Annotated in this window: 24 protein-coding genes; 15 read left to right on the top strand and 9 right to left on the bottom strand. The window is 50.9% G+C overall.

Annotated elements, in window-relative coordinates; genetic code table 11:
* Positions 1–16: 16 nt before the first annotated feature.
* Positions 17–1,687: an ATP-dependent endonuclease gene (locus DSM2777_RS13390; RefSeq protein WP_061554209.1), complete on the bottom strand. Its 1,671-nt coding sequence runs from the start codon at positions 1,685–1,687 to the stop codon at positions 17–19.
* 223 nt (positions 1,688–1,910) lie between these two features.
* Here DSM2777_RS13390 and DSM2777_RS13385 point away from each other — a divergent pair, with 223 nt between their 5' ends.
* The 7 genes from DSM2777_RS13385 (at position 1,911) to DSM2777_RS13355 (ending at position 11,860) form a co-directional block, all read left to right on the top strand.
* Complete coding sequence (locus DSM2777_RS13385) at positions 1,911–2,810, top strand: LysO family transporter (RefSeq protein ID WP_040045885.1); 900 nt, start codon at positions 1,911–1,913, stop codon at positions 2,808–2,810.
* Positions 2,811–3,022: 212 nt separating this feature from the next.
* The gene (gene hcp / locus DSM2777_RS13380) at positions 3,023–4,675 is read left to right on the top strand and encodes a hydroxylamine reductase (RefSeq protein ID WP_025800938.1); all 1,653 of its coding nucleotides are present in this window, start codon (positions 3,023–3,025) and stop codon (positions 4,673–4,675) included.
* 66 nt (positions 4,676–4,741) lie between these two features.
* On the top strand, positions 4,742–5,743 hold the full coding sequence (gene hcr / locus DSM2777_RS13375) for an NADH oxidoreductase (RefSeq protein ID WP_174521881.1): 1,002 nt from the start codon (positions 4,742–4,744) through the stop codon (positions 5,741–5,743).
* 258 nt (positions 5,744–6,001) lie between these two features.
* Positions 6,002–7,723, top strand: coding sequence for a ubiquinone-dependent pyruvate dehydrogenase (poxB, locus tag DSM2777_RS13370; protein WP_061554207.1), 1,722 nt, complete (start codon positions 6,002–6,004; stop codon positions 7,721–7,723).
* 289 nt (positions 7,724–8,012) lie between these two features.
* Entirely contained in the window at positions 8,013–9,020 is a 1,008-nt protein-coding gene (ltaE, locus tag DSM2777_RS13365) for a low-specificity L-threonine aldolase (RefSeq protein ID WP_237087850.1), read from the top strand.
* An 87-nt stretch (positions 9,021–9,107) separates the two neighbouring features.
* Entirely contained in the window at positions 9,108–10,553 is a 1,446-nt protein-coding gene (locus DSM2777_RS13360) for a DUF2867 domain-containing protein (RefSeq protein WP_061554205.1), read from the top strand.
* 287 nt (positions 10,554–10,840) lie between these two features.
* Complete coding sequence (locus DSM2777_RS13355; RefSeq protein ID WP_061554204.1) at positions 10,841–11,860, top strand: NAD-dependent epimerase/dehydratase family protein; 1,020 nt, start codon at positions 10,841–10,843, stop codon at positions 11,858–11,860.
* Here the strand turns inward: DSM2777_RS13355 and DSM2777_RS13350 are convergent.
* Positions 11,854–12,714: an N-acetylmuramoyl-L-alanine amidase gene (locus DSM2777_RS13350; RefSeq protein WP_061554203.1), complete on the bottom strand. Its 861-nt coding sequence runs from the start codon at positions 12,712–12,714 to the stop codon at positions 11,854–11,856. The two genes, DSM2777_RS13355 and DSM2777_RS13350, sit on opposite strands and share 7 nt — an antisense overlap.
* Before the next feature lie 47 nt (positions 12,715–12,761).
* Here DSM2777_RS13350 and DSM2777_RS13345 point away from each other — a divergent pair, with 47 nt between their 5' ends.
* The gene (locus tag DSM2777_RS13345; protein ID WP_025800931.1) at positions 12,762–13,082 is read left to right on the top strand and encodes a heavy metal-binding domain-containing protein; all 321 of its coding nucleotides are present in this window, start codon (positions 12,762–12,764) and stop codon (positions 13,080–13,082) included.
* A 44-nt stretch (positions 13,083–13,126) separates the two neighbouring features.
* Here the strand turns inward: DSM2777_RS13345 and DSM2777_RS13340 are convergent, their stop codons facing one another.
* The 3 genes from DSM2777_RS13340 to DSM2777_RS13330 all read right to left on the bottom strand — a co-directional run bounded on the left by DSM2777_RS13340 (position 13,127) and on the right by DSM2777_RS13330 (position 15,698).
* Complete coding sequence (locus DSM2777_RS13340; RefSeq protein ID WP_061554202.1) at positions 13,127–14,527, bottom strand: M24 family metallopeptidase; 1,401 nt, start codon at positions 14,525–14,527, stop codon at positions 13,127–13,129.
* 162 nt (positions 14,528–14,689) lie between these two features.
* Positions 14,690–15,058, bottom strand: a complete 369-nt coding sequence (locus DSM2777_RS13335) for a helix-turn-helix domain-containing protein (RefSeq protein WP_040045877.1) — start codon at positions 15,056–15,058, stop codon at positions 14,690–14,692.
* Positions 15,059–15,083: 25 nt separating this feature from the next.
* Entirely contained in the window at positions 15,084–15,698 is a 615-nt protein-coding gene (locus DSM2777_RS13330) for an FMN-dependent NADH-azoreductase (RefSeq protein ID WP_061554201.1), read from the bottom strand.
* A gap of 136 nt (positions 15,699–15,834) precedes the next feature.
* Here DSM2777_RS13330 and DSM2777_RS13325 point away from each other — a divergent pair, with 136 nt between their 5' ends.
* The 7 genes from DSM2777_RS13325 to DSM2777_RS13295 all read left to right on the top strand — a co-directional run bounded on the left by DSM2777_RS13325 (position 15,835) and on the right by DSM2777_RS13295 (position 21,719).
* Positions 15,835–16,752: a LysR substrate-binding domain-containing protein gene (locus DSM2777_RS13325; protein WP_061554200.1), complete on the top strand. Its 918-nt coding sequence runs from the start codon at positions 15,835–15,837 to the stop codon at positions 16,750–16,752.
* Positions 16,753–16,962: 210 nt separating this feature from the next.
* On the top strand, positions 16,963–17,691 hold the full coding sequence (gene artP / locus DSM2777_RS13320; RefSeq protein ID WP_046458005.1) for an arginine ABC transporter ATP-binding protein ArtP: 729 nt from the start codon (positions 16,963–16,965) through the stop codon (positions 17,689–17,691).
* A gap of 69 nt (positions 17,692–17,760) precedes the next feature.
* On the top strand, positions 17,761–18,492 hold the full coding sequence (artJ, locus tag DSM2777_RS13315; RefSeq protein ID WP_061554199.1) for an arginine ABC transporter substrate-binding protein: 732 nt from the start codon (positions 17,761–17,763) through the stop codon (positions 18,490–18,492).
* Between the two features lie 248 nt (positions 18,493–18,740).
* Positions 18,741–19,457, top strand: coding sequence for an arginine ABC transporter permease ArtQ (artQ, locus tag DSM2777_RS13310; RefSeq protein ID WP_025800924.1), 717 nt, complete (start codon positions 18,741–18,743; stop codon positions 19,455–19,457).
* Positions 19,457–20,125: an arginine ABC transporter permease ArtM gene (artM, locus tag DSM2777_RS13305; RefSeq protein WP_025800923.1), complete on the top strand. Its 669-nt coding sequence runs from the start codon at positions 19,457–19,459 to the stop codon at positions 20,123–20,125. Before artQ ends, artM begins: the two co-directional genes overlap by 1 nt.
* A gap of 230 nt (positions 20,126–20,355) precedes the next feature.
* A complete protein-coding gene (gene artJ / locus DSM2777_RS13300) occupies positions 20,356–21,087 on the top strand; it encodes an arginine ABC transporter substrate-binding protein (RefSeq protein ID WP_046358732.1) in 732 nt (243 codons plus the stop codon).
* Positions 21,088–21,230: 143 nt separating this feature from the next.
* Entirely contained in the window at positions 21,231–21,719 is a 489-nt protein-coding gene (locus DSM2777_RS13295; protein ID WP_061554198.1) for a methylated-DNA--[protein]-cysteine S-methyltransferase, read from the top strand.
* Here DSM2777_RS13295 and rlmC read toward each other — a convergent pair.
* The 4 genes from rlmC to potH form a co-directional block, all read right to left on the bottom strand.
* A complete protein-coding gene (rlmC, locus tag DSM2777_RS13290; RefSeq protein WP_061554197.1) occupies positions 21,707–22,840 on the bottom strand; it encodes a 23S rRNA (uracil(747)-C(5))-methyltransferase RlmC in 1,134 nt (377 codons plus the stop codon). The genes DSM2777_RS13295 and rlmC overlap by 13 nt on opposite strands.
* 107 nt (positions 22,841–22,947) lie before the next feature.
* Positions 22,948–23,439, bottom strand: a complete 492-nt coding sequence (locus DSM2777_RS13285) for a YbjO family protein (RefSeq protein WP_046458009.1) — start codon at positions 23,437–23,439, stop codon at positions 22,948–22,950.
* Positions 23,440–23,597: 158 nt separating this feature from the next.
* Positions 23,598–24,443 carry a putrescine ABC transporter permease PotI gene (gene potI / locus DSM2777_RS13280; protein WP_061554196.1) on the bottom strand — a complete coding sequence of 282 codons (846 nt, stop codon included), beginning with the start codon at positions 24,441–24,443 and terminating at the stop codon, positions 23,598–23,600.
* On the bottom strand, positions 24,443–25,405 hold the full coding sequence (potH, locus tag DSM2777_RS13275; RefSeq protein WP_046458011.1) for a putrescine ABC transporter permease PotH: 963 nt from the start codon (positions 25,403–25,405) through the stop codon (positions 24,443–24,445). Before potH ends, potI begins: the two co-directional genes overlap by 1 nt.
* Between the last annotated feature and the right edge of the window lie 2 nt (positions 25,406–25,407).

Raw genomic sequence — 25,407 nt, 5'->3', positions numbered from 1 at the left:
AGCTACTCTGCCTTAGCTATTCCGCCCTACCGCGTGCCAACCAAATCACCCGTGAAAACATCCCTTTGATAAGCGCAGGCACAGAGTCTCTACCCCAAACTTCAGCCTGTGCCGCCACAGAAATGGCTAAGTCAGGTTTAGATGAGCGATGTATCGCTTTAGTAATCACCTTACGCGCTGACAGCGGCACGTTGCTCGGCAAGCCCGCGATATCGTGATACACCGACGCAAACCCCTCACGATACATGTAATGCTCCATATCCGGCGCAGGTAATGCGGTCAGACGATCGCGTTCGTTCTCCTTGGCATGCTCGGTCAGCGCACGTACCGCAGCGGCATACTTACGCCCCGCATCGTCGCCGTCCACCAGCACGTGCCACTCGAGTCCCATATGGCGCGCAAATTTCACCAGCGGACGAATACCGCACTGGGCAAACTCAATAACTTTGATCCCTTCCGTTTCGAAATGGTAGCCGCACTGACGCGCGAGCTCATTGAGCAACCAAACTTCTGTCTCGCCCTCCACCAACAGCCAGCAACGAGCAAACAGCGTCGATGCCCGATTAAATCGAATATGGAAGGCAATCCGTCGGCTATCTTCAGGTGACATCCCCTGCGGGCCAATACGATAGGTTGCCACGCGGTTTGACTGGCGCACCAAACGACATACGCGATCAACCGGAACCAATGAAAGCAATTCGCCAGAGTTAGTGGTGGTGATTTTTTGCAGCGGCAGCTGATTGAGCAGACCCCACGCCACCGACAGCATGATCGGATGCAGACGAGTTTCAGGGTCTTCCACCAGCAACAGCGGGCGCGCATGAGGATCGAGCGTGATCGCGCCTTTAGCCTGCAAAAGCGTTGAAAATAGCCCGAGCAAAATCAACCGCATGTTTCGGCTACCGGACTCAGCCACCATTTGGTTCATATTTTCGAGCGAGCGCCACGCCTGACGCCCGTGAACTTCGTCACTATGACGCCTGCGGCGACGCGAATTCTGTGGCTGCTGCCCCTGTTCGGCGAAATAGTGCTCCAGCAGTTGTTGCATGGCATTCAAGCCCTGGCGCAGTTCACTGTTGCTCAGCTTCTGCGGATTACGCACCATTTCACGCGTCAGATCGTCAAGCTGCTGAGCCACTTCAGTCTGATCGGGGATCTGGCGTTCTGCCAATACGTTGGGCCGCAGTCGGCGAATAAAGCGCGCATCGCGCAGGCGCAGTACCGGATGTAATCGAACAATCTCACGCGCCAGTTTATCGACGTGATGCAGTTGCAGCGGCTCGCCATTTTGATCGAGAAAAGAACGCCACGTACACACCGTGCCATCGTCACACAGCTCGCCTTCCTGACGAAAATAGATGCGTTGAAAACGGTCGTCACCATTTTGCCATAGCGACGAAAGTGGTCGATAACGGGGTGCGTTGTGGTGCCCCACATCCGATTCACAAAATACAAAGATAATTTGTAGATAGCGCTCTTTTGCGCCTTCATCACCGGGAGGAAAATAGAAGTCTTGCGATTCGAAGTGATAGAGATCGGCGTTGGGCGACAGACACAGCGTCAGCGCATCCAAAAGGCTGGATTTCCCCCACGCATTTTCGCCGATGAGAACCGTATTCTCATCCAGCGTCAAAGAGAGTCGGTTTATCCCTCTGAATCCGACAATTTCGATCCGTTCTAGATACATTGATACTCTCCCTTACGGATGCATTCATCTGAGGATGAAAAAAAAACGCTGTCTGGTCAAGCACTCACTGAGATGTGATGCCCGATTTTCTTCTGCCTATTCAGATCGTGAAGAGTAAAACGCCAAACCATTCGGCTTGTTTTATCAATTCATCTGCCAAGCTTTACTCACCAAACCCTTTTGGGTAGCGTATCGCCATTATTCTCCGCAATTTAGGTTTTCCATGTACTCGGGACTGCTCATTATCTTGGTGCCGCTTCTGCTCGGCTACCTAATCCCTCTACGCCAGAAGAGCTTAGTGGTATTAATCAACCGTCTGCTTAGCTGGATGGTTTACGTCATTCTGTTTTTTATGGGCATCAGCCTCGCCTTTCTCGACAACCTCAGTGAAAATCTGTGGCTTATTTTTCAGTATGCTTCGGTATTCTTTATTTGCATCATCGCTGCCAATCTTATTGCATTACTGCTACTGGAAAAAAAGCGCCCTTGGGTTGTGCCTCATAAACAGGAAGAGCTCCCTTCACGTCTCCACATGGCGTTGGAGTCACTCAAGCTGTGCGGCGTGGTGGTCGGTGGTTTTGCGCTCGGCTTAACGCAGTGGTCATGGCTCAGCTACGCCTCTCACGGCAGCGAATATGCGCTGATCTTCCTGCTGTTGCTGGTCGGGTTGCAGCTGCGTAATAGCGGCATGTCACTCAAACAAATCATTCTTAACCGCCGCGGCATGATTATCGCCGTGCTGGTGTGTGTGAGCGCGTTGGTCGGCGGTGCTATCGCGGCCCTATTGCTGGGTCTGCCGATAAAAACGGGGTTAGCCATTGCGTCTGCCTACGGCTGGTACTCTCTTTCAGGGATCATGATGACCGACGCCTTTGGCCCGGTGATCGGCAGCGCGGCCTTCTTTAACGATCTGGCCCGTGAATTATTTGCCATTATGATGATCCCAACGCTGGTACAGCGCAGCCGCTCATCCGCGTTAGGCCTGTGCGGTGCGACCTCTATGGACTTCACGCTGCCGGTTCTACAACGCAGCGGTGGCTTAGAATTAGTGCCTGCCGCCATCGTTCATGGCTTTGCCTTAAGCCTGATCGCGCCGGTTCTGATGGCCGTTTTCTCCTCATAATTCCCGCCGTAAAAAGTATGTCATGGGGCCAATAACCTCATGACATACCTAAAAAGTTTTAGTCTTTTTCCTCTGAATAATTCTCACTTACAACTTAATTTGCGCTACATCAAACAAAGCTAAGGTTGCCTCAAAAATTCCTTTTTTACCTCACTGGACGGGACTACTCTTAAAACGAGCATAATAAATGCAACTTTAAAAGGAAGCCCAGAATGTACTGTGTCCAATGTGAACAAACCATCCGAACGCCTGCGGGTAATGGCTGTTCTTTCGCCCAAGGTATGTGTGGCAAAACTGCTGAAACGTCTGACCTACAAGACCTGCTGGTTGCAGCATTACAAGGCCTGTCTGCATGGGCACTGAAAGCGCGCGAGCTGGGCATTATCGACCACAACATTGATAACTTCGTGCCTCGCGCCTTCTTCTCTACGCTGACTAACGTTAACTTCGATTCCGAACGTATCGTCGGCTATGCACGTGAAGCGTTGGAAATGCGCGATGCGCTGATGGTGGCCTGCCGCGCAGTTGACGCGAACGCACAGGTTGATCATCCATTAGCTGACCTGCAACTGGCGGGTTCCGACCTTGCCACGCTGCGCAAACAGGCTGAAGAATTCGCGCTCAACAACGATAAAGCAGAAATCGGCGACGACGTTCACGGCCTGCGTATGCTAAACCTGTATGGTTTGAAAGGTGCGGCGGCCTATATGGAACACGCCCACGTTCTCGGCCAGTACAGCGATGATATCTATGCTGAATTCCACGCCTATATGGCATGGTTAGGTACTCAGCCACGCGACGTTGATACCCTGCTGAATAATGCCATGGGCATCGGCAAAATGAACTTCAACGTGATGGCAATTCTGGACAAAGGTGAAACCGACGCTTACGGTCACCCAACGCCAACCTCCGTTAACGTTCGCCCTGTTGCAGGCAAAGCCATTCTGATTTCAGGCCACGACCTGAAAGACCTGCGTATGCTGCTGGAACAAACCGAAGGGACCGGCGTAAACGTCTATACCCACGGTGAAATGTTACCCGCACACGGCTACCCTGAACTGAAAAAATTCAAACATTTGGTTGGTAACTACGGCAGCGGTTGGCAGAACCAGCAAACCGAATTCGCTAAGTTCCCTGGCCCAATTTTGATGACCTCTAACTGCATCATCGATCCCAACGTCGGTAACTACACCGACCGTATTTGGACCCGTAGCATCGTTGGCTGGCCAGGCGCGCGTCATTTAGAAGGTGACGATTTCAGCCAGATCATCGCTCAGGCTCAGGTGTGCGAAGGCTTCCCATACAACGAAATCGAACACATGATCACCGTCGGTTTTGGTCGCCAGACCTTGCTGAACGCGGCAGATACCGTCATCGATTTAGTGTCACAGAAAAAACTGCGCCACGTCTTCTTGGTTGGTGGCTGTGACGGTAGCCGCGCTGAACGTAGCTACTTCACCGATTTCGCTCGCGCCGTGCCTCAAGACTGCCTGATCTTGACCTTAGCCTGCGGTAAATATCGTTTCAACAAGCTGGACTTCGGTACTCTGGAAGGCTTGCCACGCTTGCTGGATGTCGGTCAGTGTAACGATGCCTACGGCGCAATCATGCTCGCGGTGAAACTGGCTGAAACATTAGGCTGTGGCGTGAATGATTTGCCGCTGAGCTTGGTTCTGTCTTGGTTCGAGCAGAAAGCTATCGTGATCCTGCTGACCTTACTGTCTCTGGGTGTGAAGAATATCTACACCGGCCCAACGGCTCCGGGCTTCTTGACCGACAACCTGCTGGCCATTCTGAATGAAAAATTCGGCATGCGTTCCATCTCTACGGTTGAAGCGGATATGACCGAAATTCTGGGCGCGTAATCGCACTTGATGTCACCTTAAAGCCGCAGCCCTTCGGGTCTGCGGCTTTCGAATTGAGAAAACATGATGACAATGCCAACTCCCCTCTGCCCTAATCAGATGCAGGTGCATTCCATTCATCAGGAAACGCCGGACGTCTGGACAATTTCTCTTATTTGCCACGATTTCTACCGTTATCACCCGGGGCAATATGCGCTGGTGAGCATTCGTGATAGCGAAGAAACGCTGCGCGCTTACACGCTCTCTTCGTCTCCGGGGCAAAGTAAATTCATTACGATCAGCGTGCGTTGCTTACCCGACGGCGAAGGCTCGCGCTGGCTGACACAGGAAGTTCATCCGGGGCAACAGCTGTGGCTCTCCGATGCGCAAGGCGAATTTACCTGCGCCAATGCACCTGCCGATCGCTACCTGATGCTTGCCGCTGGCTGTGGCGTTACGCCAATCATGTCTATGACCCGCTGGCTATTGGCGAATCGCCCAGAAGTCCATGTGCAGGTCATTTTCAATGTGCGTACCCCACGCGACGTGATTTTTGCCAATGAGTGGCGCGATCTCGATGCGAGTTATTCACAGCTGAAGCTAACGCTCATGGCTGAAAGCGACGCGAGCCCTGAGTTTCTCACCGGCAGAATTACGCGTGAAACGCTGGAACAGATTTGCCCTGATATTGCCAGCCGCACCGTGATGACCTGCGGCCCTGCGCCTTACATGAAAGCGGTAAAACAGCTCGCCCTCGATCTGGGTGTTCCTGCACAAAACTTCTATCAAGAACAGTTCCAAGTGGTGGCCGATAACGACGCCGATGGCGCAACGCTCAAGCTCACCACCAACACGCCGTTGCACACCTATCATGCACCGGTGGGCGCAACGCTGCTGTTCGCGATGGAACAAAACAAGCTTCCGATTCAGGCAGCCTGCCGTGCAGGGGTTTGTGGTTGCTGTAAAACCCGCATTCTTAGCGGTGATTACACCACCAGCAGCACCATGACGCTGACGCCAGACGAAATCGCACAAGGGTATGTACTCGCCTGCTCTTGCCAGCTAAATAGTGATGTGGTTATTGCCTAACGTTTTTGCCTAATCAGCCGGGTCGTTCTGTTTTTTCATCAACAGATGGCCCGCTTACTTTCCTACCTCCCTGTCTCCAATATCTTTCAGTAATGCCTCATTGCTATAACATTTCTACAATATTTATAATACAAAATGTATAGTGGTGTTCTCGATGGCAGACAATGCACTCGGCATTGCCGACAGCGCCGTGACTTTCACTCGCTCACTGAAAGCATCAATGAGCGAGCTACCTGAATTCATTCAAGGGAGGTGTTCATGAAGCAAACTGTTGCAGCCCTAGTCGCTAAAACACTCGATCAGGCTGGCGTAAAACGTATTTGGGGCGTCACCGGCGACTCCTTAAACGGCCTCAGTGATAGCCTATTAAGAATGGGAACCATACGTTGGATTGGCACGCGCCATGAAGAGGTTGCGGCTTTCGCCGCAGGTGCCGAAGCACAGCTCACCGGACAGCTCGCCGTCTGCGCGGGTTCCTGTGGGCCGGGCAACCTTCATCTGATCAATGGCCTATTTGATTGTCACCGCAACCACGTTCCGGTACTCGCCATCGCGGCGCACATCCCTTCCAGTGAAATCGGCAGCGGCTATTTTCAAGAAACCCATCCACAAGAACTGTTTCGTGAATGCAGCCATTACTGTGAACTCATTTCCAACCCAGAACAGCTTCCTCAGGCGCTTGAAGTGGCGATGCGTCAGGCCATTCTTAAGAAAGGCGTTTCGGTCATTGTGCTACCGGGTGATGTGGCGCTGCGCCCTGCACCGGAAGATGCCAACCCCGTTTGGCACACGCCTTTGCTGCCTCGCGTTTTGCCACCGGAAAGTGAGCTGGAAGCCTTTAAAAACATTCTGGAAAGCGGCAAAAAAATCACTCTACTGTGCGGCAGCGGCTGTGAAGGCGCCCACGACGAGCTGATCCAGTTTGCTGAAAAGATAAAAGCGCCGATTGTTCACGCGCTGCGCGGTAAAGAGCACGTGGAATGGGATAATCCGTATGACGTTGGGATGACTGGGCTTATCGGCTTTTCCTCCGGCTACCATGCCATGATGAACGCCGATACATTGATTTTGCTCGGCACCCAGTTCCCGTATCGTGCATTTTACCCGACTAACGCCACCATCGTGCAGGTGGACACTAATGCAGCCAGTATCGGTTCGCACTGCGCGGTCAATTTACCGTTGCTCGGCGATGTGAAATCAACGCTCCAAGCGCTGCTGCCTAAGCTTGAAACCCGCAGCGATCGCCAGTTCTTGGACCAAGCGTTAGAGCACTACCACAAGGCGCGTAAAGATCTGGATGCACTGGCGACGTCCAACGACGACCAGCCAATTCATCCACAATATTTGGCGCAGCAAATCAGCGAACTGGCCAGCGAAGATGCCATCTTTACCTGCGACGTCGGCACGCCAACCGTATGGGCTGCGCGCTATCTCAAAATGAACGGCAAACGCCGGTTGCTGGGCTCGTTTAACCACGGCTCCATGGCTAATGCGATGCCACAGGCCCTAGGCGCACAGGGAAGCCACCCCGATCGTCAGGTTATCGCCCTATGCGGTGACGGTGGGTTTACCATGCTAATGGGCGATTTCCTCACGCTGGCTCAGCAAAAATTGCCGGTCAAAATCGTTATTTTCAACAATAGCGTGTTGGGATTTGTGGCGATGGAAATGAAGGCCGGTGGCTATCTCACCGATGGTACCGACCTGCATAATCCCGACTTTGCCGCCATTGCGAACGCCGCGGGAATTAAGGGCATTCGGGTAGAAAAAGCCTCTGAGCTAAACAGCGCGCTGGCTGAAGCTTTCGCCCACGACGGCCCGGTCGTCGTCGACGTGGTTACTGCCAAGCAAGAGTTGGCGATGCCGCCGCAGATTAAATTTGAACAGGCAAAAGGCTTCAGCCTTTATATGCTACGCGCCATTATCAACGGTCGTGGGGACGAAGTGGTGGAGTTAGCCAAAACCAACTGGCTACGCTAACCCCTCGCGTTCTTCACTTTCGAACTCACTCATCCGGCGCAGAAATTCTGCGCCTTTTTTCATCTAATTTGCGGTCATCGCCGCAGATCATTCGCTATCTGCCATTTTCAGTTTTGAGTCTACAAACGCGCATGCTACAAAGAATAAGGTTTATAAAAATCCTATTCTAATCACTTAATAATCTACACCCCACGTTGAAGCCAAGCGTCAGCCAGCGCAAAACCAAGGGATTAAGGAGCAGTACGTGATCGATCTTCGTAGTGATACCGTTACCCGTCCAAGTGACGCCATGCGTTTAGCCATGTCTCGCGCCGAAGTCGGCGATGATGTTTATGGTGACGATCCCAGCGTTAACCTGCTTGAACAAGAAGCCGCCGAGCTTAGCGGTAAAGAAGCCGCACTGTTTTTGCCAACGGGTACACAAGCAAATTTGGTGGCGCTGCTGACACATTGCCAACGTGGCGAAGAGTATATCGTTGGGCAAAAGGCGCATAACTATCTGTTTGAGGCCGGTGGCGCTGCGGTTCTCGGCAGTATCCAGCCACAGCCTATCGACGCCGCAGCCGATGGCACGTTGCCGCTCGACGTCGTCGCCAGCGTTATCAAACCCGATGATGTTCATTTTGCGCGCACCAAGCTGCTGTGCATCGAAAACACCCATAACGGCAAAGTTTTACCGCTCGACTACCTGCAACAGGCGTGGGTATTCACGCGTGAGAAAGGCCTTGCGCTGCACGTTGACGGCGCTCGTATTATGAATGCCGCAGTGGCGCTTAACGTACCGCTATCGACGCTGACACAGTACTGCGACACGCTAACTATTTGCCTCTCCAAAGGACTGGGCGCGCCGATTGGTTCGCTGTTGTGCGGCAGCGCTGAATACATCAAGCAAGCGCGCCGCTGGCGCAAAATGGTCGGCGGCGGCATGCGTCAGGCCGGTATATTGGCCGAAGCGGCACGCTATGCGTTGCTCAACAACGTTGAACGTCTGCGCGAAGACCATGATAACGCGCAGTGGTTGGCCAATGCGCTCAGTGCGATTGGTGTCGAAGTCATGGCGCCAGGAGCACAAACTAACATGCTGTTCCTCAAAGTCCCTGCGCATGAAGCCGCTCAATTAGGCGGATGGATGAAAGAGCGCGGCGTGCTGATGAGCGCAGGTCCGGTTACGCGTATTGTGACCCATCTTGACGTGTCACGTTCAGATCTAGAAAAACTGGTTTCCTTATGGAAAGAGTTTAAACAATCTATTAATACTCAGAGCAGCACCACAGCCAGCAAGGCTATTTACGGCTAATATAAGTCATAGCCCGCACGCTTATCACAGCGATGCGGGCATCATCCTAAAATAATAAAATATATTCTCATCTGCTTAGGTTTAACTATGACCCCACAAAGGATTTTAGTGCTGGGTGCCAGCGGCTATATCGGGCAACACCTGATCCCCAAATTAGTTGAAGAAGGCCACTCAGTCAGAGCCGCCGCACGCCGAATTGACTGGCTACGTGAGCAGGCTTGGCCACGCGTCGAATGCCAGTACGTCGATCTTCATAAACCAGAAACTCTGCCCGCAGCCGTGACTGATATTGATGTCGTTTATTATCTGGTTCACGGCATGGGTGATAGCCATGATTTCGTGACCGGTGAAATTAATGCGGCCAAAAATACCTGCGAAGCACTGCGCGATTCAGGCGTTAAACAAATCATTTTTCTCGGTGCCCTTCAGCCCAACGGCGATTCATCACGCCATTTAGTGGCACGTAAAGAAACCGGTGACGCACTTCGCGCCAGCGGAATTCCGGTGACCGAACTGCGGGCAAGCATCATCATCGGCCCGGGCTCCGCCGCTTTTGAAGTGATGCGCGATATGGTTTATAACCTGCCGATTCTTACGCCACCTCGCTGGGTACGTTCAAAAACATCGCCGATAGCCCTTGAGAATCTACTGACCTATCTCACCGAGTTACTCAATCATCCCGCCATCGGCAACCGCGTGTTTGACGTCGCAGGCCCTGAATACATCAGCTATCAAACGATGTTTGAACGGTTCATTGCCTTGAGCGGCAAAAAGCGTTGGATGATCCCGCTGCCAATCCCAACCCGTTGGGTTTCTGTCTATTTCCTCAGTATGATCACGTCGGTTCCCACCACGATTTCCCGTGCGTTAATCGAAGGCTTGAAACACGATCTTCCCGCGCACAGCACCGCCATTGAGCGACTCATTCCCCAAACGCTGATCAAATTCGATCGGGCGGTACAAGACACGTTGGATAAAGAGGCCGAAGTCGTGAACTCCGCTGACTGGGGTTACGATCCTGAAGCCCGCGAGCGCTGGCGGCCGGGCTACGGTTTCTATCCAAAGCACGCCGGATATGAGCAAGAAACCAGTGCCTCACCTGAGGCTTTATGGCACGTGGTTCAGCAGATCGGCGGCAAAGAGGGCTATTTTTATGCCAATATTCTCTGGGCGATCCGCGCCAGAATGGACGATATGATCGGCAATAAAGTGGTCTATGGCCGACCTGATAGCGATTCTCTCGCGCTGGGCGATTTGGTCGACGGCTGGAAGGTGATTACGGTAAAACCCCTGCGCCAGTTAGCCATGATGTTTGGCATGAAAGCCCCCGGCCTTGGGCGACTCACCTTCACCATTGAAGACAAAGGTGACAAGCGCGTTCTTGATGTGCGTGCGTGGTGGCATCCCGCAGGATTCAGCGGCCTGTTGTATTGGTTTGCCATGATGCCCGCTCATCTATTTATTTTCCGAGGCATGAGCAAAAAAATAACCAAGCTTGCCGAAGCCTACGATCGTGAAAATAAGCAGCGATAGTTAACCTTGCCTCAGCGTGGCTTGGCATAATAAGTCCTGCTGAGGCAACGGCTCGTATCTATCATAAAACGCGTACCCTGTGAGCAACTAAACAATTGTTACGCTCTCTCTCCGTAATCTGATTGCATGTAGAGTAAATTCACGGAAGAATGGCACCCTTGTTGCTAGAAGCGGTCAAATTAGCAATGAGAGCGCCCTTTCCCTTTGAGTAAGGGCAATGAACTAGCTGGCTGACATCAGCCATAAAACGCCTATTAACCTAGGCACACTGCGGATTCGGATAAGTTATGAAAGTGTTGGTGACCGGTGCAACTAGCGGTCTCGGACGTAATGCGGTTGAATATTTACGTCAGAAAGGGATTAGCGTTCGCGCTACTGGACAAAATCAGGCCATGGGCGACCTATTGAAAAAAATGGGCGCGGAATTTATTCATGCCGATCTCACCAATCTTGTGTCATCACAGGCCAAGGCCATGTTGAACGATGTGGATACGCTGTGGCATTGCGATGGTTTTACCTCTCCGTGGGGCTCCGAAGAACTCTTTGAGAAAGCCAACGTGCGCTCAACCCGCCGCCTTGGCGAATGGGCCGCCGCCTACGGCGTTCGCAACTTTATTCATATTTCCTCGCCCGCAGTCTATTTTGATTATCGCCACCATCGTGACATCAAAGAAGATTTTGTGCCGAACCGCTATGCCAATTACTACGCCCGCAGCAAAGCGGCCGGTGAAGACGTTATCCAAAACTTGGCATTATCTAATCCGCAAACGCATTTCACCATTCTGCGTCCACAAGGACTGTTTGGCCCGCACGACAAAGTGTTGCTACCGCGCTTGCTTAACGCAATGCGCAAGCACGGCACCCTGCTGCTGCCACGCGGCGGCGATGCGTTAGTGGATATGACCTATGAAGAAAATGCGGTGCATGCCATGTGGTTGGCAACGCAGATCGAAAGCACACCTTCGGGCAGAACGTTTAATATCTCAAACCATCAGCCACGTCATCTGCACACCTTGTTGCAGCATCTAATCGACGAGCTGGGCGTGAAATGCAAAATTCGCTCAATCCCTTATCCTATGCTGGATATGATGGCACGCGGAATGGAAAAAATTGGTGCCAACAGCCCCAAAGAGCCTGCGCTAACGCACTATGGCGTAGCAAAACTCAACTTCGATATGACGCTCGACACCACGCGTGCGCAGCTTGAATTAGGCTATCATCCGATTATTTCCATTGATGAAGGCATTATTCGCACTGCGCATTGGCTGAAAGATCACGGCCGTCTGCAAAACCGCGATCGTCATTGATCCACGCTGCCGTATTTTTCGATTAGCGCATCAACCATCGCCTCGGTTTCAGCATCCGGCTCGCCCTGATAGTTTGCGGGTCTGAAGTGCATTTGAAACGCGGCGATCGCGTTGCGCGACGCTGAATCATTGTTGCCGCTTGGGGCGATATCATAGCCGTAAGCAGCCAGCTTCTTCTGTAGTGTTAACACATCGACCGGTGCCGTTTTCGCCCTGCCCGCCAAATAATAATCTACCCTGTTTTGATCCGGCCATGCGCCAATACCCTGTTCAGCCAATTGCCGCCACGGAAACAGCGGTCCCGGATCGAGCTTGCGCTGTGGCGCGATATCCATATGCCCCACCACGTTTTGTGGCGCAATTGCGTAACGTTGCACTATGTCTTTACTTAGGGCGGTCACCAACTCAATTTGCTGCGGCGTATAAGGCACCCAAATCTTGCCTAACATGCCTTGCTGGTAGCCTTTGTTCACGATTTCGATACCAATCGATGTGTCGTTCAGGCTCGTCCGTCCACGCCAAGAACTGGCTCCCGCATGCCATGCCCGCTGCGATTCAGGTACTAGCTGCCACACCACGTATTTACCGTTCTCCGCAGGCGGATGCGCCGGCACCAGATAATGCGCGCTCACGTGTTCATCGGTCAGGGTTTTAAGCGATGAATGAAAGTCTTCCGCCGTGTAGTGCAGCACTAAAAACCGGATGCGCTGATCGACGCCCTGAGCCTGATGACGATCTTCAACCAGATAGGTGCCTCGATTGACCAGCTGATGCTGCGACGGCGCGTTTTGGCACCCAACTAAGCCGATTGCCAACAATATTGCCATCGCTGCGAACCCAATCCGTTTTGGCATGTCTTAAACTCCATCATTCAGTAATTCAATATTAAAGGAACAATGCCATGCGCAATAGCACAACTCCATCCCTTGAAGGCCTTACTATCGTTGACTACTGCGGCGTTGTCACCGGAGAGGCTATCCTCGGCGCCAATATTTTCAAAGATTTCTTCGCTGGCATTCGCGATATTGTCGGTGGCCGTTCTGGCGCTTATGAAAAAGAGCTGCGCAAAGCACGAGAAATAGCCTTTGCTGAAATGAATGACCAAGCCAAATCACTCGGCGCCAATGCGGTCGTTGGTATTGATATTGATTACGAAACCGTTGGAAAAGACGGCAGCATGTTAATGGTTAGCGTGAGTGGTACCGCGGTGAAGGTGAAATAAATGAATGCGTGAGGGCTGAAATATTCCGCCCTCACGCGTTTTCATCACTCGCAGCAAAGGCTCATTTCTTTATTCAGCAAATAAGGCCGTAAATAGCCCACCAAATTGGACAACGGTAGAATATCTTCACCTAATGCAATGTTGAGATGCTCAATAATATAGGCTCTGCGTTGTTGAGTACGCTGCCAAACCTGAGGGTATTCACATGCAATCTGCTCGCGCAGTTCGGCATCAGCAATAGCCACACACTCTTCGGCGCTGGCACCGGCGTAGCCCGCAACCGAGGGAATAATATCAATTTGCAGCAGCATACCGCTGTGTATTTTAGCCTGTGAACCCGAATAGATCGGCGAACTCATCCACTCTTCATCGGCAACCAGATGGCCTGGATTCAGGTGCCAGCCGTATTGCGCTTTAGGCAGCACAGTCTCAATGCACTGATAAATATCATTCCCTGTTACGCCAATCGCGATATATTCAAGCCATGCAACAACGGCGCGGTAATAAGGTTTTGCCACGGCGCTGAGGTAATTCTGTTGGTCAGGCGGCAAATCATGTTGATCATGAGCAACGTAACCGCCACGGCTGGATAAACCGCCTTTGTAGCTGGTTGTCAACGAGGCATGATCTGACAACGTAATACGATTCTCACCCGGATATAAACGCGCATTTTTAAACCGCTGACCGAATGCGGCAATCGTCACCACGTTATTTGGCTGCCCGCCCGCCGTGAGATAATGCCCAATCTCTTTTTCTGTTTTATTCAGTTCTACCGCGTTCATCGCCTGCAACATACAGGTTGAGGCTAAATTTGCGCCATATTCGTAATGGGCAATTTCGTTGGCCGAATTGATGACTCGCGCCCCGCTGTCTCCGCCAATAAATAAATGCGTCGCGTTGCAAATCTTAGCTTGAGGAGAAACGACGCGCTGAATAGCATTCATCATGAAATAAGGCAGATCAAAAATCTGTTCGTTATTTTCTGTTGGGCTGGTGAACATTTTCCAACCCACAATGCCCACCGAGGACGCGTGATGAATTCCAGTATCTTTCAGCGCCTGAGCCAACGTCATCGGGTTATCCATCGGCTGATTAGGCAGCGAGAAATGAGGTACGCAGATGGCCTGATTGGCAATTCGCGCATGCTGGGACATTTTCATGTTTTCATTGCCCAACAATAAAAATGCCTTTCCTGACGCAGCGAGCACTAATAACGCTTCTTCAAATCGAGGAATAAACCCCGTCAGATATTCGAAATTAGCCCCGTGTTCTTTATCGGCATAAATCACCAGATAATCATGTCCAGACGCTTTCATGCGCGCCAACACGCGATCTCGACGAAGCTGAAGGGTTTCATCCAGAAGCTCGACCTGCTGAGCATCTGGAAATACCTGTGGCTGAGGTACAGATTTTAAAACAACATTCTTCTCTTTCAGTGGTTCCATGCCGACTCTCCCTTTAGCTTGCGCAGTCATCATCTAAGTCACAACAATAACCGAGATAATAGCGAAATTATGTTTGGGAGAGAGAACGCTGTTATGAATAACCGAGCTCGCCTGCAAAAATCATCGTGGTTCGAATGATTGTTTTCTTTACGTTTAACTTATTTAGATTGGATAGATGAAATTCTGAGCAGAGGCATCAGCACTTGCGCGATATGACCCTGGCGCAATACCAAAGCGTTTACGGAACATGCGGGTAAACGTCTGTTGATTATCAAATCCGCAGGACAAGGCAATATCTAACACCCGACGATCGGTTTTGCGCAGCGCCAGCGCCGCACGTGTGAGCTTGCGGTTGCGAATATAACTGGCAATGGTTTTACCGGTGACGGCTTTAAATTTACGCTGAATATGCCACTTGGAATAACCCGACTGGCGTGAAACATCATCAATTAACAATTTGTCGTCGATATGGCTTTCAATCCAATTCACCAGATCGGTCACAATGAGATGGTCGTATTGTTGTGTTGTCATTATTCTCTCCCTTTTGAATGCGGTCTTAATCAATACAAACGGTGTTTTTTATCTCTTCCAACGCCACGCGCTGTGCTTCAGAACGTCCCGGATGCGTTTTATCAACGCCCTCGGCGCGAATAATTTTGACGTTTTTTAGCCCCATCAAAGACAGCGCCGAAACTAAATAAGGTTCCTGAAAATCCATAGCTCGGTGAGCATCGTCGGCGTAGATGCCACCTCGCGTGGAAGCAATAAATACCGGCTTATCTGCAATCAACCCTTGTGCTCCCTGTGAGGTAAAAGCAAAGGTTTTTCCCGCCTGACAAACCTGATCAATCCAAGATTTGAGATTAGTCACAATGGAGTGATTAAACATGGGAGCGCCAATCACCAGCGCATCGCACATTTTCAGCTCTTCAATAGCCTGATTGGCGGCCTGTACCGCGTGAATCACCGCGTCGCTGCATCCCTCGACGCCATTTCGCATCGCGTTGAATACGGCTTCGGTTAAATGCGGCGGCGGTGTGAGCCCGACATCACGGTAGATGACGGATTGAATGCGGTGTTTTTCCTGCAACTGGGTCACGATAGCGGCGCTCAGCACGCGCGAAGTCGATTGGGTAGTAAATGGGCTTGAATCGATATGCAGTAGTTTCATTCAGATTCCTAAAGATATTCTGTTTTCAAAAAATGCGTTTTTTGAAGAAAAATTAACTGCTGCTAGATTAATGGTTGCAATTACAGAGCGAAATATCTAATTTTCGGAAACATTGTTGCAAAAACGAGACAATAAAATGAAATGCGATCTCAACGATATGCTGTACTTCGTTCATGCCGTCGATCATCAGGGCTATACCGCCGCGGCTAAAGCGCTCGGCGTATCAAAGTCCTTGCTGAGTCGCCGTATTGCAGCGCTGGAGGAGAGTCTTGGCGTTCGTCTATTGCAGCGCTCGACTCGGCGCTTTAACGTCACGGATTTGGGGCTAAAGTTTGCTGAACAGTGCCGTCTGGCCGTGCAGCAGGCGCAAATTGCCGAGGATTTGGTGAGCAACGCATTGGCCTACCCAAGCGGCAAGCTTAAAATCGCCGCGCCGGTGATGATGACGGAAGAATTTATGGCTCCGGTCGTGTGTCGATTCATTCAAAAATATCCCGACGTGGAAATTGAGCTGTTAGCCATGAATCGAGACGTTGATTTAACGACGGAAGGCATTGATATTGCCATTCGCCCAGAGCCACTCCCGTTGCGCGATTCGAGCCTGCACGTCAAACCCCTGTGCATTGAGCACCAAATATTAGTGTGTAGCCCAGATTATATTGCGCGTTTTGGCATGCCGAACGATGTTTCAGAGCTCGCACAGCATGCAACAATAATCAAAAAAAGTGATGACAATAGCCGTCAATGGCGTCTCATTAATGTGCATAAAGAAAAAATGACGCTCACTGTCGCTCCTCGCCTGATCACCAATAACATGCGTGCGGTGGTTTATGCGGCAATCAATGGTGTCGGCATTACCTGTTTGCCGCGTTTTATCTGCTTAGATCATATTGATTCCGGTGCGCTTGTGCATGTTTTACCCGAGTGGACTAACGAACCTCACTCAATTCACGCTTTGTATGAGTCTAAACGCGGGCAGACACTGCTGTTCAAAACCTTTTTGGACTACCTTAGCCAGTCACTGAATGAAGTGCGCCGCATAAATAAAACCTAATGCAGTCTCTTATTCATTCACTTTGTATGCATTCAGCCAAGAGGATTTAGTCGAGGCTGGGCAAATGTGCCAGTTTTCCAGTAAAAAGGTGATATTGTGCTAATCTTAAGCGATTAAGGGGTGCGGTAATAAATTTTAACGCACAAAGATTGCATAAGTATTCTGTGGAAGTTAACATTTGCCCTATCAATGGCTATTCAGTAAACGCGCATGAGTATTCAAATAAACGGCATTAATTGCTTTTACGGCGCACATCAAGCGCTGTTCGACATCACACTGGAATGTCCTGCGGGCGAAACCTTGGTATTACTGGGGCCGAGCGGTGCAGGTAAAAGCTCTCTGCTGCGGGTATTAAACCTGCTGGAGATGCCGCGTTCCGGACAACTTTCTATTGCGGGTAATCAGTTCGATTTCAGCCAAACGCCGGGTGAAAAACAGATCCGCGAGCTGCGTCGTAACGTCGGGATGGTGTTCCAGCAATACAATCTGTGGCCACATCTGACCGTGATGCAAAACCTGATTGAAGCACCGTGCAAAGTCTTGGGGCTGAGCAAAGCTCAGGCCGTGGAACGTGCGCAAAAATTGCTGCAACGCCTGCGTCTAACAGACTATGTGGATCGTTTCCCGCTGCATCTTTCTGGCGGTCAACAGCAGCGCGTGGCTATCGCTCGTGCTCTGATGATGGAACCTCAGGTTTTACTGTTCGACGAACCGACGGCGGCACTAGACCCTGAAATTACCGCTCAGATCGTTAGCATTATTCGCGAGCTGTCTGAAACCGGCATCACACAGGTTATCGTGACTCACGAAGTGGAAGTGGCACGTAAAACCGCTAGCCGCGTGGTGTATATGGAACAAGGTAGAGTGATTGAGCACGGTGACGCCAGTCATTTTGCTCACCCGCAAACCGAAGCGTTTGCCGGTTACCTGTCTCACTAATGGCTAGATTGACACGTTAACAGGGTCGTTTTTGACCAAACTATTAGCTAACAGAAGTTGGAGTCTGCGATGAAAAAAATCATAATTGCCACAGTATTAGCCGGTATCAGCGTCTCTGCATCAGCGGCGGAAACCATTCGTTTTGCTGCCGAAGCTTCTTATCCTCCATTTGAATTCATGGACGCCAATAACCAGATGCAGGGCTTTGATATCGATCTGGCCAATGCCATCTGTAAACAGATGAAAGCGACCTGTACGTTCACCAATCAGTCTTTCGATAGCCTGATCCCAAGCCTGAAATTCAAACGTATCGATGCGGTGATTTCCGGCATGGATATCACCCCAGAGCGTCAGAAGCAGGTTGCGTTCACCGCGCCATACTATGACAACTCTGCGCTGTTCATCGCGGAGAAAGGCAAAGTTGCCGACATCGCTGCGCTGAAAGGTAAACGCGTTGGCATGCAAAACGGTTCAACTCACCAGAAATACCTACAGGAAAAACATCCTGAAATTACACCAGTTCCTTATGACAGCTACCAAAACGCCATTCTGGATCTGAAAAATGGCCGTCTGGATGCGGTATTCGGTGACACTGCGGTAGTGAACGAATGGCTGAAGCAGAATGCGACCTTGTCCGCCGTGGGCGACAAAGTGACCGATCCTAACTACTTCGGCACCGGTCTGGGCATTGCAGTGCACCAGAACAACGCGGAGCTGTTGAATCAATTTAACACCGCGCTGAACCAGTTGAAGCAAGACGGTACCTATAAAACCATCTATAGCAAATGGTTCCAGCAGTAATATCGCGTAGGTATTTAGTGCTGCAGGCAATCCACGGGTTCAGAGAATATACCCGATAGATTTCAAGATGCAGGAAGGCGGCAAACGAGAGAATCCCGATGAGCTTACATAAGTAAGTGATTCGGGTGAACGAGAGCAGCCAACGCACCTGCAGTTTGAAAGATGACGGGTATAGTGCCTATCTTTGTAGGCGTAATAAAAAGTATCATTTAGGCGTGTATCGCGCCTGATGGGATAGGCTCCAAGCAATGATTGAATTTCAACCTTTATTAAGCGCGGCGGGTATGACCGTTGGCCTCGCGCTTTGTGCATTAGTTCTTGGGCTGATATTAGCCATGATTTTCGCCGTATGGGAATCGTCACAGGTTAAACCGGTGGCTTGGCTGGGTACCGCATGGGTCACGCTGGTGCGCGGACTCCCTGAAATTCTCGTCGTGCTGTTTATCTATTTTGGTTCAGCGCAGTTGCTGATGGTGCTTTCAGACGGTTTTAATCTGAATCTGGGCTTTATCCAGATCCCAATCCAGCTGAATATCGAAAACTTTGAGGTGAGCCCCTTCATTTGCGGCGTTATTGCGCTGGCGATGTTGTATGCGGCCTATGCCTCTCAGACCCTGCGTGGCGCACTGAAAGCCGTTCCTGAAGGCCAGCGTGAAGCCGGTCAGGCATTAGGATTAAGCCAAAGCGCCATTTTCTTCCGTTTGGTCATGCCGCAGATGTGGCGTCATGCGCTGCCGGGACTGGGTAACCAATGGCTGGTACTGCTGAAAGATACCGCTCTGGTTTCATTGATCAGTGTGAATGACTTAATGTTGCAAACCAAAAGTATTGCCACCCGAACTCAAGAGCCGTTTACGTGGTATATGGTTGCCGCAGCGATTTATTTGATTATTACCCTTTTCAGCCAATATATTCTGAAGCGAATCGAACTGCGTACCACGCGCTTTGAGCGGGGGAACGCCTAATGTTTGAGTACATTCCCGATATCATTCAAGGGTTGCCAACCAGCCTAACGTTAACCGTGGTTTCCCTGTTGGTGGCTTTGGTGCTGGCTTTGCTGTTCACCATCGTGCTGACCCTGCGCCCTATCGTACTGACTCAGCTCGTGCAGGGCTATATCACGCTGTTTACCGGTACTCCGCTGCTGGTGCAAATCTTCTTGATCTACTATGGCCCTGGCCAGTTTGACTGGATAAAGCAAACACCATGGCTGTGGAATATGCTATCGCAGCCTTGGCTGTGCGCCATGGTTGCCTTGGCGCTGAACAGCGCGGCGTATACCACTCAGCTGTTCTACGGCGCGGTGAAGGCGATTCCATCCGGTCAGTGGCAATCCTGCGAAGCCCTCGGCATGTCACGCAGCCAGACGCTACGTATTTTGCTGCCGTTCGCGTTTAAACGCGCACTGTCGTCCTATTCCAACGAAGTGGTGTTAATTTTTAAAAGTACCTCTTTGGCATACACCATCACGTTGATGGAAGTGATGGGTTACAGCCAGCAGATGTATGGCCGTACTTACGACGTTATGGTGTTCGGCGCAGCGGGCGTGATTTACCTGTGCGTAAATGGTTTACTTACGTTAATTATGCGTATGGTTGAACGCCGTGCACTGGCCTTCGAACGCAGAAACTAACCTAATCATTTAGAATACCTACTAAAAGCCAGCCATCGCGCTGGCTTTTTTGTGTCTATAAAAAACACACGATAAATATTTAACCAAATATATTGCATATAAATTCACTTAATGGCAAAGTCAATTCTGTTCACTTAGCCGTCATTCCGCACAAACATCGTTCCGTTCGTGCGAACACCTCAAAATAAAGACGGTCGCCTAAAGATACTATTTCAGACAGGAGTTTTACGATGAAAAAGCTGATGGTTTGTGCATTACTGGCAGGAATGAGCTTTACCGCCACCGCAGCGGAAACGATCCGCTTTGCCTCTTCTGCCACCTATCCACCGTTTGAATCCATGGATTCAAACAACCAGATCGTTGGCTTTGACATGGATTTGGCCAAGGCGCTGTGCAAACAGATGCAGGCGACCTGCACATTCACCAATCAGGCCTTCGACAGCCTGATCCCTGCGCTGAAATTCAAACGCTATGACGCCGTTATTTCTGGCATGGATATCACGCCGGAGCGCCAAAAGCAGGTCACCTTTACCCAGCCCTATTACGCTAACTCCGCCATTATCATTGCGGACAAAGGCAAATATAAAACCTTCGCCGATATGAAAGGCCTGCGCGTAGGGATGGAAAATGGCACCACCCATCAGAAATACTTGCAGGATAAGCATCCTGAAATTAAAACCGTCGCCTACGACAGCTATCAGAACGCGATTCTGGATCTGAAAAGTGGCCGCTTGGACGGCGTATTTGGCGATACTGCGGTCGTCAATGAATGGCTAAAAAGCAATCCTAATCTCGCCGCGGTGGGCGATCACGTGACCGATGCACAATATTTCGGTACCGGCTTAGGGATTGCCGTTCGTCCTGAAAATACCGCTCTACTGGCACAGCTCAATAAAGCGCTGGACGACATCAAAGCCAATGGCACGTACAAAAAAATCAACGACCAGTGGTTCCCGCAATAAATAAAATTCCCTCTCCCGCCTCGGGAGAGGGTTTAATGAAATTCTGAATTTTATCCCTTATCCTTCATGGTAATACCCTCCCTGGCTGCGTTTTGCTACCTTAGCCCAATCAACGTGGACTAAACCAAACTCAGGGAGACTTCATGTACCACGCACTTTATTCCTCGCCCGTTGGCATGCTCAGATTAGTTTCGGATGAACAAGGGCTGCGCCAGCTGTGGCTACCTAATGAGATTGAAGAAAAGATCTGCCCTTCCGAGTGGATTGAGGATGGGGATTTCAGCATCAACCGCCAAATTCGCGACTGTTTAGATGCCTATTTTGCGGGGGAAAAAATACGCTTTGATAACCTGCCGCTCGCGCCCGTTGGTACGGCGTTTCAGCAATCGGTATGGAAGGCATTACTTACCATCCCATACGGCACCATCAGCCACTATTCGGTCATTGCTAATGCGTTAAACAATCCGAAAGCCGTGCGTGCCGTGGGCGGCGCAGTGGGAAGAAACCCCATTTCGATTCTTATTCCCTGCCATCGCGTGCTCGGCAAAGATCTCTCTTTGACCGGTTATTCAGGCGGATTACCGATCAAAAAAGCCTTGCTCGATCTGGAGAAAATCAGCTACCGATCCTGACGAACCAGCAGAGTTAATACTTCGTAATGTGCCGTATGTGGGAACATATCGAAGAGCTGTACTTGTTCGATGCGGTAATTTTCCAAGCGCGCAATATCTACAGCCATAGTCTGCGCATTGCAGCTTGAGTAGAGAATGTATTGCGGAGCCATGGTGCTGAGATAAGCGCAAAGCTCGGCACCGATTCCCCGACGCGGCGGATTGACTAATACCAGTTCAGGCACTTCGCCTTCGGCGGTGGCAAAGCGCGTTGAATCCAGTGCGGCGAATTGGACGTTGTGCAGGCCAATTTGCTGCGCAGAACGCGTAGCACAGGCGATGGCTTCCGCACTAATTTCAATGCCGGTGAGTTTCATCTCTGGCGTTGCGCAGTGCAAGCCAAAGCCCCCCACGCCACAGAACAGATCCCACATGCTGCCGATATTCAGCTCACGCACCCAGTCACGCGCGGTGGCATACAGCGCCGCGGCAACCTGAGGATTGGTTTGGAAAAAACTCTGCGGGCGAATATACAGCGGGATTTGGTTAAACGACTCTTCCAGCGCCTGCTGTTCGGTGAGAAATATCTCCGTCTCCCCTTCCAAAATAGCCATATGCACCGGTTGAATATTAACCGTGATCACCGCGAGCTGAGGCAGTTGCTGCTGCAACCAAGGCAATGCCTGACGCAGCTGTGCCAACTTAGTTTCCGAACGCAATACAAAGCGCAGCATAAGTTGGCCATTCTTCTGGCTTTCGGTGAGCAGTAAATATTTTAGCTCACCGCGTTTACGCTCAACGTTGTAAGGCGTTAATCCGGCGCGGGCGATAAATACTTTGAGCGTATCGAACACCGCGGCAAAAGCGTCGGGATAGAGCGGGCATTCGCATAAATCAACCGCGGTTCCATCACGATGCAGCATACCTAACAGCGGGCGTTCTACGCTGCCGCTGACAACCATCTTAGCTTTATTCCGAAATGCCTGTTCTGCACTGCTAACAACCGGTAGCCAACGCCCGACCGGCAAGGCAGACATCAGCGCTTCTAGCTGCTGCTGTTTTTGGGTAATTTGTTGGGCATATGGCGTTTCAAGCCACTGACAAGAGCGACAGGTTCCCGACTGATACAGGGCACAGTGCATATTACAAAGACTCTATTGAATAAGAAAAGATGGGGTTACGGCGGCGCGGATTGTAGCATAAAGGCATAGGTTCAGGCGAAACACAGACGGTAAATAACGCGCTGACTTTACCTACGGCGGTTTTGCAATCCAAAGTAACGACGGCTAGCAAGGGGGACAAACAGCAGGGCTAAAATCATAAGCTCAGGAATTTTTGAACGCACCAGCTCAGCGAAAATTTCACCGCCGGTTTCTCCGTTAACGCTGAACATTTCAGGATGGAACCAGCCAAGGGAGGCCAGCAACATATAGCCTATCACCGTAATCTGGCAGCCCAAATACCCCCAGCGTCCCCAGTTTTTTCCCTGAATGACGGCAAGCCCACAGGCAATTTCAATACTCAGCACCGCAATACTTGCGATACAAAGCAGCATGGAATCCCAATTTTGTACGCTATCTGAAATAAACGCGCTTAAACCGTCAAAGCCCAACTCATGGAGTAACAGCAAAAATCCAAGCGTATGAATACCGATCATTGCCGTGCCGGCAATTAATACAGGTACCGGGGCCAAAGCCCATTTCCTCAGCATTTCATGCCGGTTACGCAGTATTTCTGACATCTTATTCCATAAGCTAGCCTGAAAAACTCATGATAGGACAAATTATGTTGTTCAGGCTAGCGGTTTATGATCTTTATGTTTCAAATTAACGTGTTACACACCCTATTTATTCACACACTCAGTGATTCAGTCAGTTGAGATAAGAGAGATAGCCACCGTTAGCCACCTGCGGCTTTTCTGATCTCTTTCAACCGCTGCTTTTCCGCTCTCGCCATAAACCACCATGCAATCAGGCCAATCACCCCAACCACCAGCAGGATAATACTGGCCAGCGCGTTAATTTCTGGGTTAACGCCCATGCGCACGCTGGCAAACACCAGCATCGGCAACGTCGTTGAGCCCGGCCCCGCGACAAAACTGGCGATAACCAAATCGTCGAGCGACAGCGTAAATGCCAACAGCCAGCCAGAAACCAGCGCAGGGGCAATCATAGGAATGGTGATCACAAAGAACACTTTCAGCGGCGTAGCGCCCAGATCCATCGCCGCCTCTTCCAACGATTTATCCAGCTCACGCAAACGGGAGCTGACCACCACGGTGACATAGGCCGTACAAAAGGTCACATGCGCCATCCAGATGGTCAGCATACCGCGCTCTGCGGGCCAGCCGATCAGGTGTCCCATTGCCACAAACAGCAGCAGCAGCGAGAGCCCGGTAATGACATCGGGCATAACCAGCGGCGCTGTCAGCATGAATGCAAACCCGTTAGAGCCACGAAAGCGGCCAAAACGCACCATCACTACCGCCGCCATGGTGCCCAGAATGGTCGCCATCGTAGCCGCCGCAGCGGCACTGGTGAGGCTTAATCCCACTGCGCTAATCATCACCGAATCATGGAATAGCACGCTATACCAACGCGTTGACCACCCTGCCCACACGGTTACCAGCTTAGAGCTGTTGAAGGAGTAGATAACCAACAGCAGCATCGGCGCGTACAGGAAGAAAAAGCACACCACTAAAATCACAATACGCCACGGCGAGCGCACAACCGGTAAAGTATTCATCAGTGTGCCCCCAGTTCTTTATTCTGATATTTGTGGAACAACATGATCGGCACGATCAACAGTAACAACATCAAGATCGCCACCGCTGAAGCCACGGGCCAATCGCGATTGTTAAAGAACTCCTGCCACAGCACGCGCCCAATCATGATGCTGTCCGGCCCGCCTAATAATTCAGGGATCACAAACTCACCCACGGCGGGGATAAACACCAACATAGAACCGGCGATAATTCCGCCTTTGGTCAAAGGAACAATGATTTTAAAGAAGGTTTTTATTGGTCTAGCGCCAAGATCCAACGCGGCTTCCACCAGCGAGTAATCAATACGCGTCAGCGCGGTGTAAATAGGCAGCACCATAAAAGGCAGATAGGAGTACACCACGCCGATATACACCGCCGTGTTGGTGTGCAGAATAATCAACGGATGATCGATAACCCCGAGCCACAGCAAAACGTTATTCAGCACGCCGTTCTCTTTGAGTATGCCCATCCATGCATACACGCGAATCAAAAAAGACGTCCAAGACGGTAAGATCACCAGCAGCAGCAAAATATTGCGCGTCGATGAACTGCTGTGCGCCACCGCCCACGCCAGCGGATAGCCAATGATTAAACAGCATATCGTTGAGACAGCGGCGATTTGCAGCGATTGAAGATAAGCATCCACATAAAGCGGATCGTCAAAAAGCTGAAAATAGTTGGCAAAGTTCAGCGCAATATCCAGCTTGTCATCCGCCCAAGTCATTAGATCGGTAAACGGCGGGATCGCACGTGCCATTTCGGCCAGACTGATTTTAAACACCGTCAGGAACGGCAGTAAAAATAGGCAGATCAGCCATAGATAGGGCAAGGCAATAACCAGTTTACGGCCATGCACCCCGCGTAAACGGTAGAGCCACGCAGTGAATTTTCCCACCCGTTGAACCGGAGGGCGATCGCTGCGACTTGTAAACAGTGTAGACATCG

The organism is Obesumbacterium proteus (genome assembly GCF_001586165.1).
Lineage (GTDB): Bacteria > Pseudomonadota > Gammaproteobacteria > Enterobacterales > Enterobacteriaceae > Hafnia > Hafnia protea.
This window is presented reverse-complemented; position numbering and strand designations above follow the sequence as displayed.

Excerpts from the sequence above, each read along its gene's own strand:
- DSM2777_RS13390 (WP_061554209.1), bottom strand. The coding sequence starts at position 1,687 with ATGTATCTAGAACGGATCGAAATTGTCGGATTCAGAGGGATAAACCGA.
- DSM2777_RS13385 (WP_040045885.1), top strand. The coding sequence starts at position 1,911 with ATGTACTCGGGACTGCTCATTATCTTGGTGCCGCTTCTGCTCGGCTAC.
- hcp (WP_025800938.1), top strand. The coding sequence starts at position 3,023 with ATGTACTGTGTCCAATGTGAACAAACCATCCGAACGCCTGCGGGTAAT.
- hcr (WP_174521881.1), top strand. The coding sequence starts at position 4,742 with ATGACAATGCCAACTCCCCTCTGCCCTAATCAGATGCAGGTGCATTCC.
- poxB (WP_061554207.1), top strand. The coding sequence starts at position 6,002 with ATGAAGCAAACTGTTGCAGCCCTAGTCGCTAAAACACTCGATCAGGCT.
- ltaE (WP_237087850.1), top strand. The coding sequence starts at position 8,013 with ATGCGTTTAGCCATGTCTCGCGCCGAAGTCGGCGATGATGTTTATGGT.
- DSM2777_RS13360 (WP_061554205.1), top strand. The coding sequence starts at position 9,108 with ATGACCCCACAAAGGATTTTAGTGCTGGGTGCCAGCGGCTATATCGGG.
- DSM2777_RS13355 (WP_061554204.1), top strand. The coding sequence starts at position 10,841 with ATGAAAGTGTTGGTGACCGGTGCAACTAGCGGTCTCGGACGTAATGCG.
- DSM2777_RS13350 (WP_061554203.1), bottom strand. The coding sequence starts at position 12,714 with ATGCCAAAACGGATTGGGTTCGCAGCGATGGCAATATTGTTGGCAATC.
- DSM2777_RS13345 (WP_025800931.1), top strand. The coding sequence starts at position 12,762 with ATGCGCAATAGCACAACTCCATCCCTTGAAGGCCTTACTATCGTTGAC.
- DSM2777_RS13340 (WP_061554202.1), bottom strand. The coding sequence starts at position 14,527 with ATGGAACCACTGAAAGAGAAGAATGTTGTTTTAAAATCTGTACCTCAG.
- DSM2777_RS13335 (WP_040045877.1), bottom strand. The coding sequence starts at position 15,058 with ATGACAACACAACAATACGACCATCTCATTGTGACCGATCTGGTGAAT.
- DSM2777_RS13330 (WP_061554201.1), bottom strand. The coding sequence starts at position 15,698 with ATGAAACTACTGCATATCGATTCAAGCCCATTTACTACCCAATCGACT.
- DSM2777_RS13325 (WP_061554200.1), top strand. The coding sequence starts at position 15,835 with ATGAAATGCGATCTCAACGATATGCTGTACTTCGTTCATGCCGTCGAT.
- artP (WP_046458005.1), top strand. The coding sequence starts at position 16,963 with ATGAGTATTCAAATAAACGGCATTAATTGCTTTTACGGCGCACATCAA.
- artJ (WP_061554199.1), top strand. The coding sequence starts at position 17,761 with ATGAAAAAAATCATAATTGCCACAGTATTAGCCGGTATCAGCGTCTCT.
- artQ (WP_025800924.1), top strand. The coding sequence starts at position 18,741 with ATGATTGAATTTCAACCTTTATTAAGCGCGGCGGGTATGACCGTTGGC.
- artM (WP_025800923.1), top strand. The coding sequence starts at position 19,457 with ATGTTTGAGTACATTCCCGATATCATTCAAGGGTTGCCAACCAGCCTA.
- artJ (WP_046358732.1), top strand. The coding sequence starts at position 20,356 with ATGAAAAAGCTGATGGTTTGTGCATTACTGGCAGGAATGAGCTTTACC.
- DSM2777_RS13295 (WP_061554198.1), top strand. The coding sequence starts at position 21,231 with ATGTACCACGCACTTTATTCCTCGCCCGTTGGCATGCTCAGATTAGTT.
- rlmC (WP_061554197.1), bottom strand. The coding sequence starts at position 22,840 with ATGCACTGTGCCCTGTATCAGTCGGGAACCTGTCGCTCTTGTCAGTGG.
- DSM2777_RS13285 (WP_046458009.1), bottom strand. The coding sequence starts at position 23,439 with ATGTCAGAAATACTGCGTAACCGGCATGAAATGCTGAGGAAATGGGCT.
- potI (WP_061554196.1), bottom strand. The coding sequence starts at position 24,443 with ATGAATACTTTACCGGTTGTGCGCTCGCCGTGGCGTATTGTGATTTTA.
- potH (WP_046458011.1), bottom strand. The coding sequence starts at position 25,405 with ATGTCTACACTGTTTACAAGTCGCAGCGATCGCCCTCCGGTTCAACGG.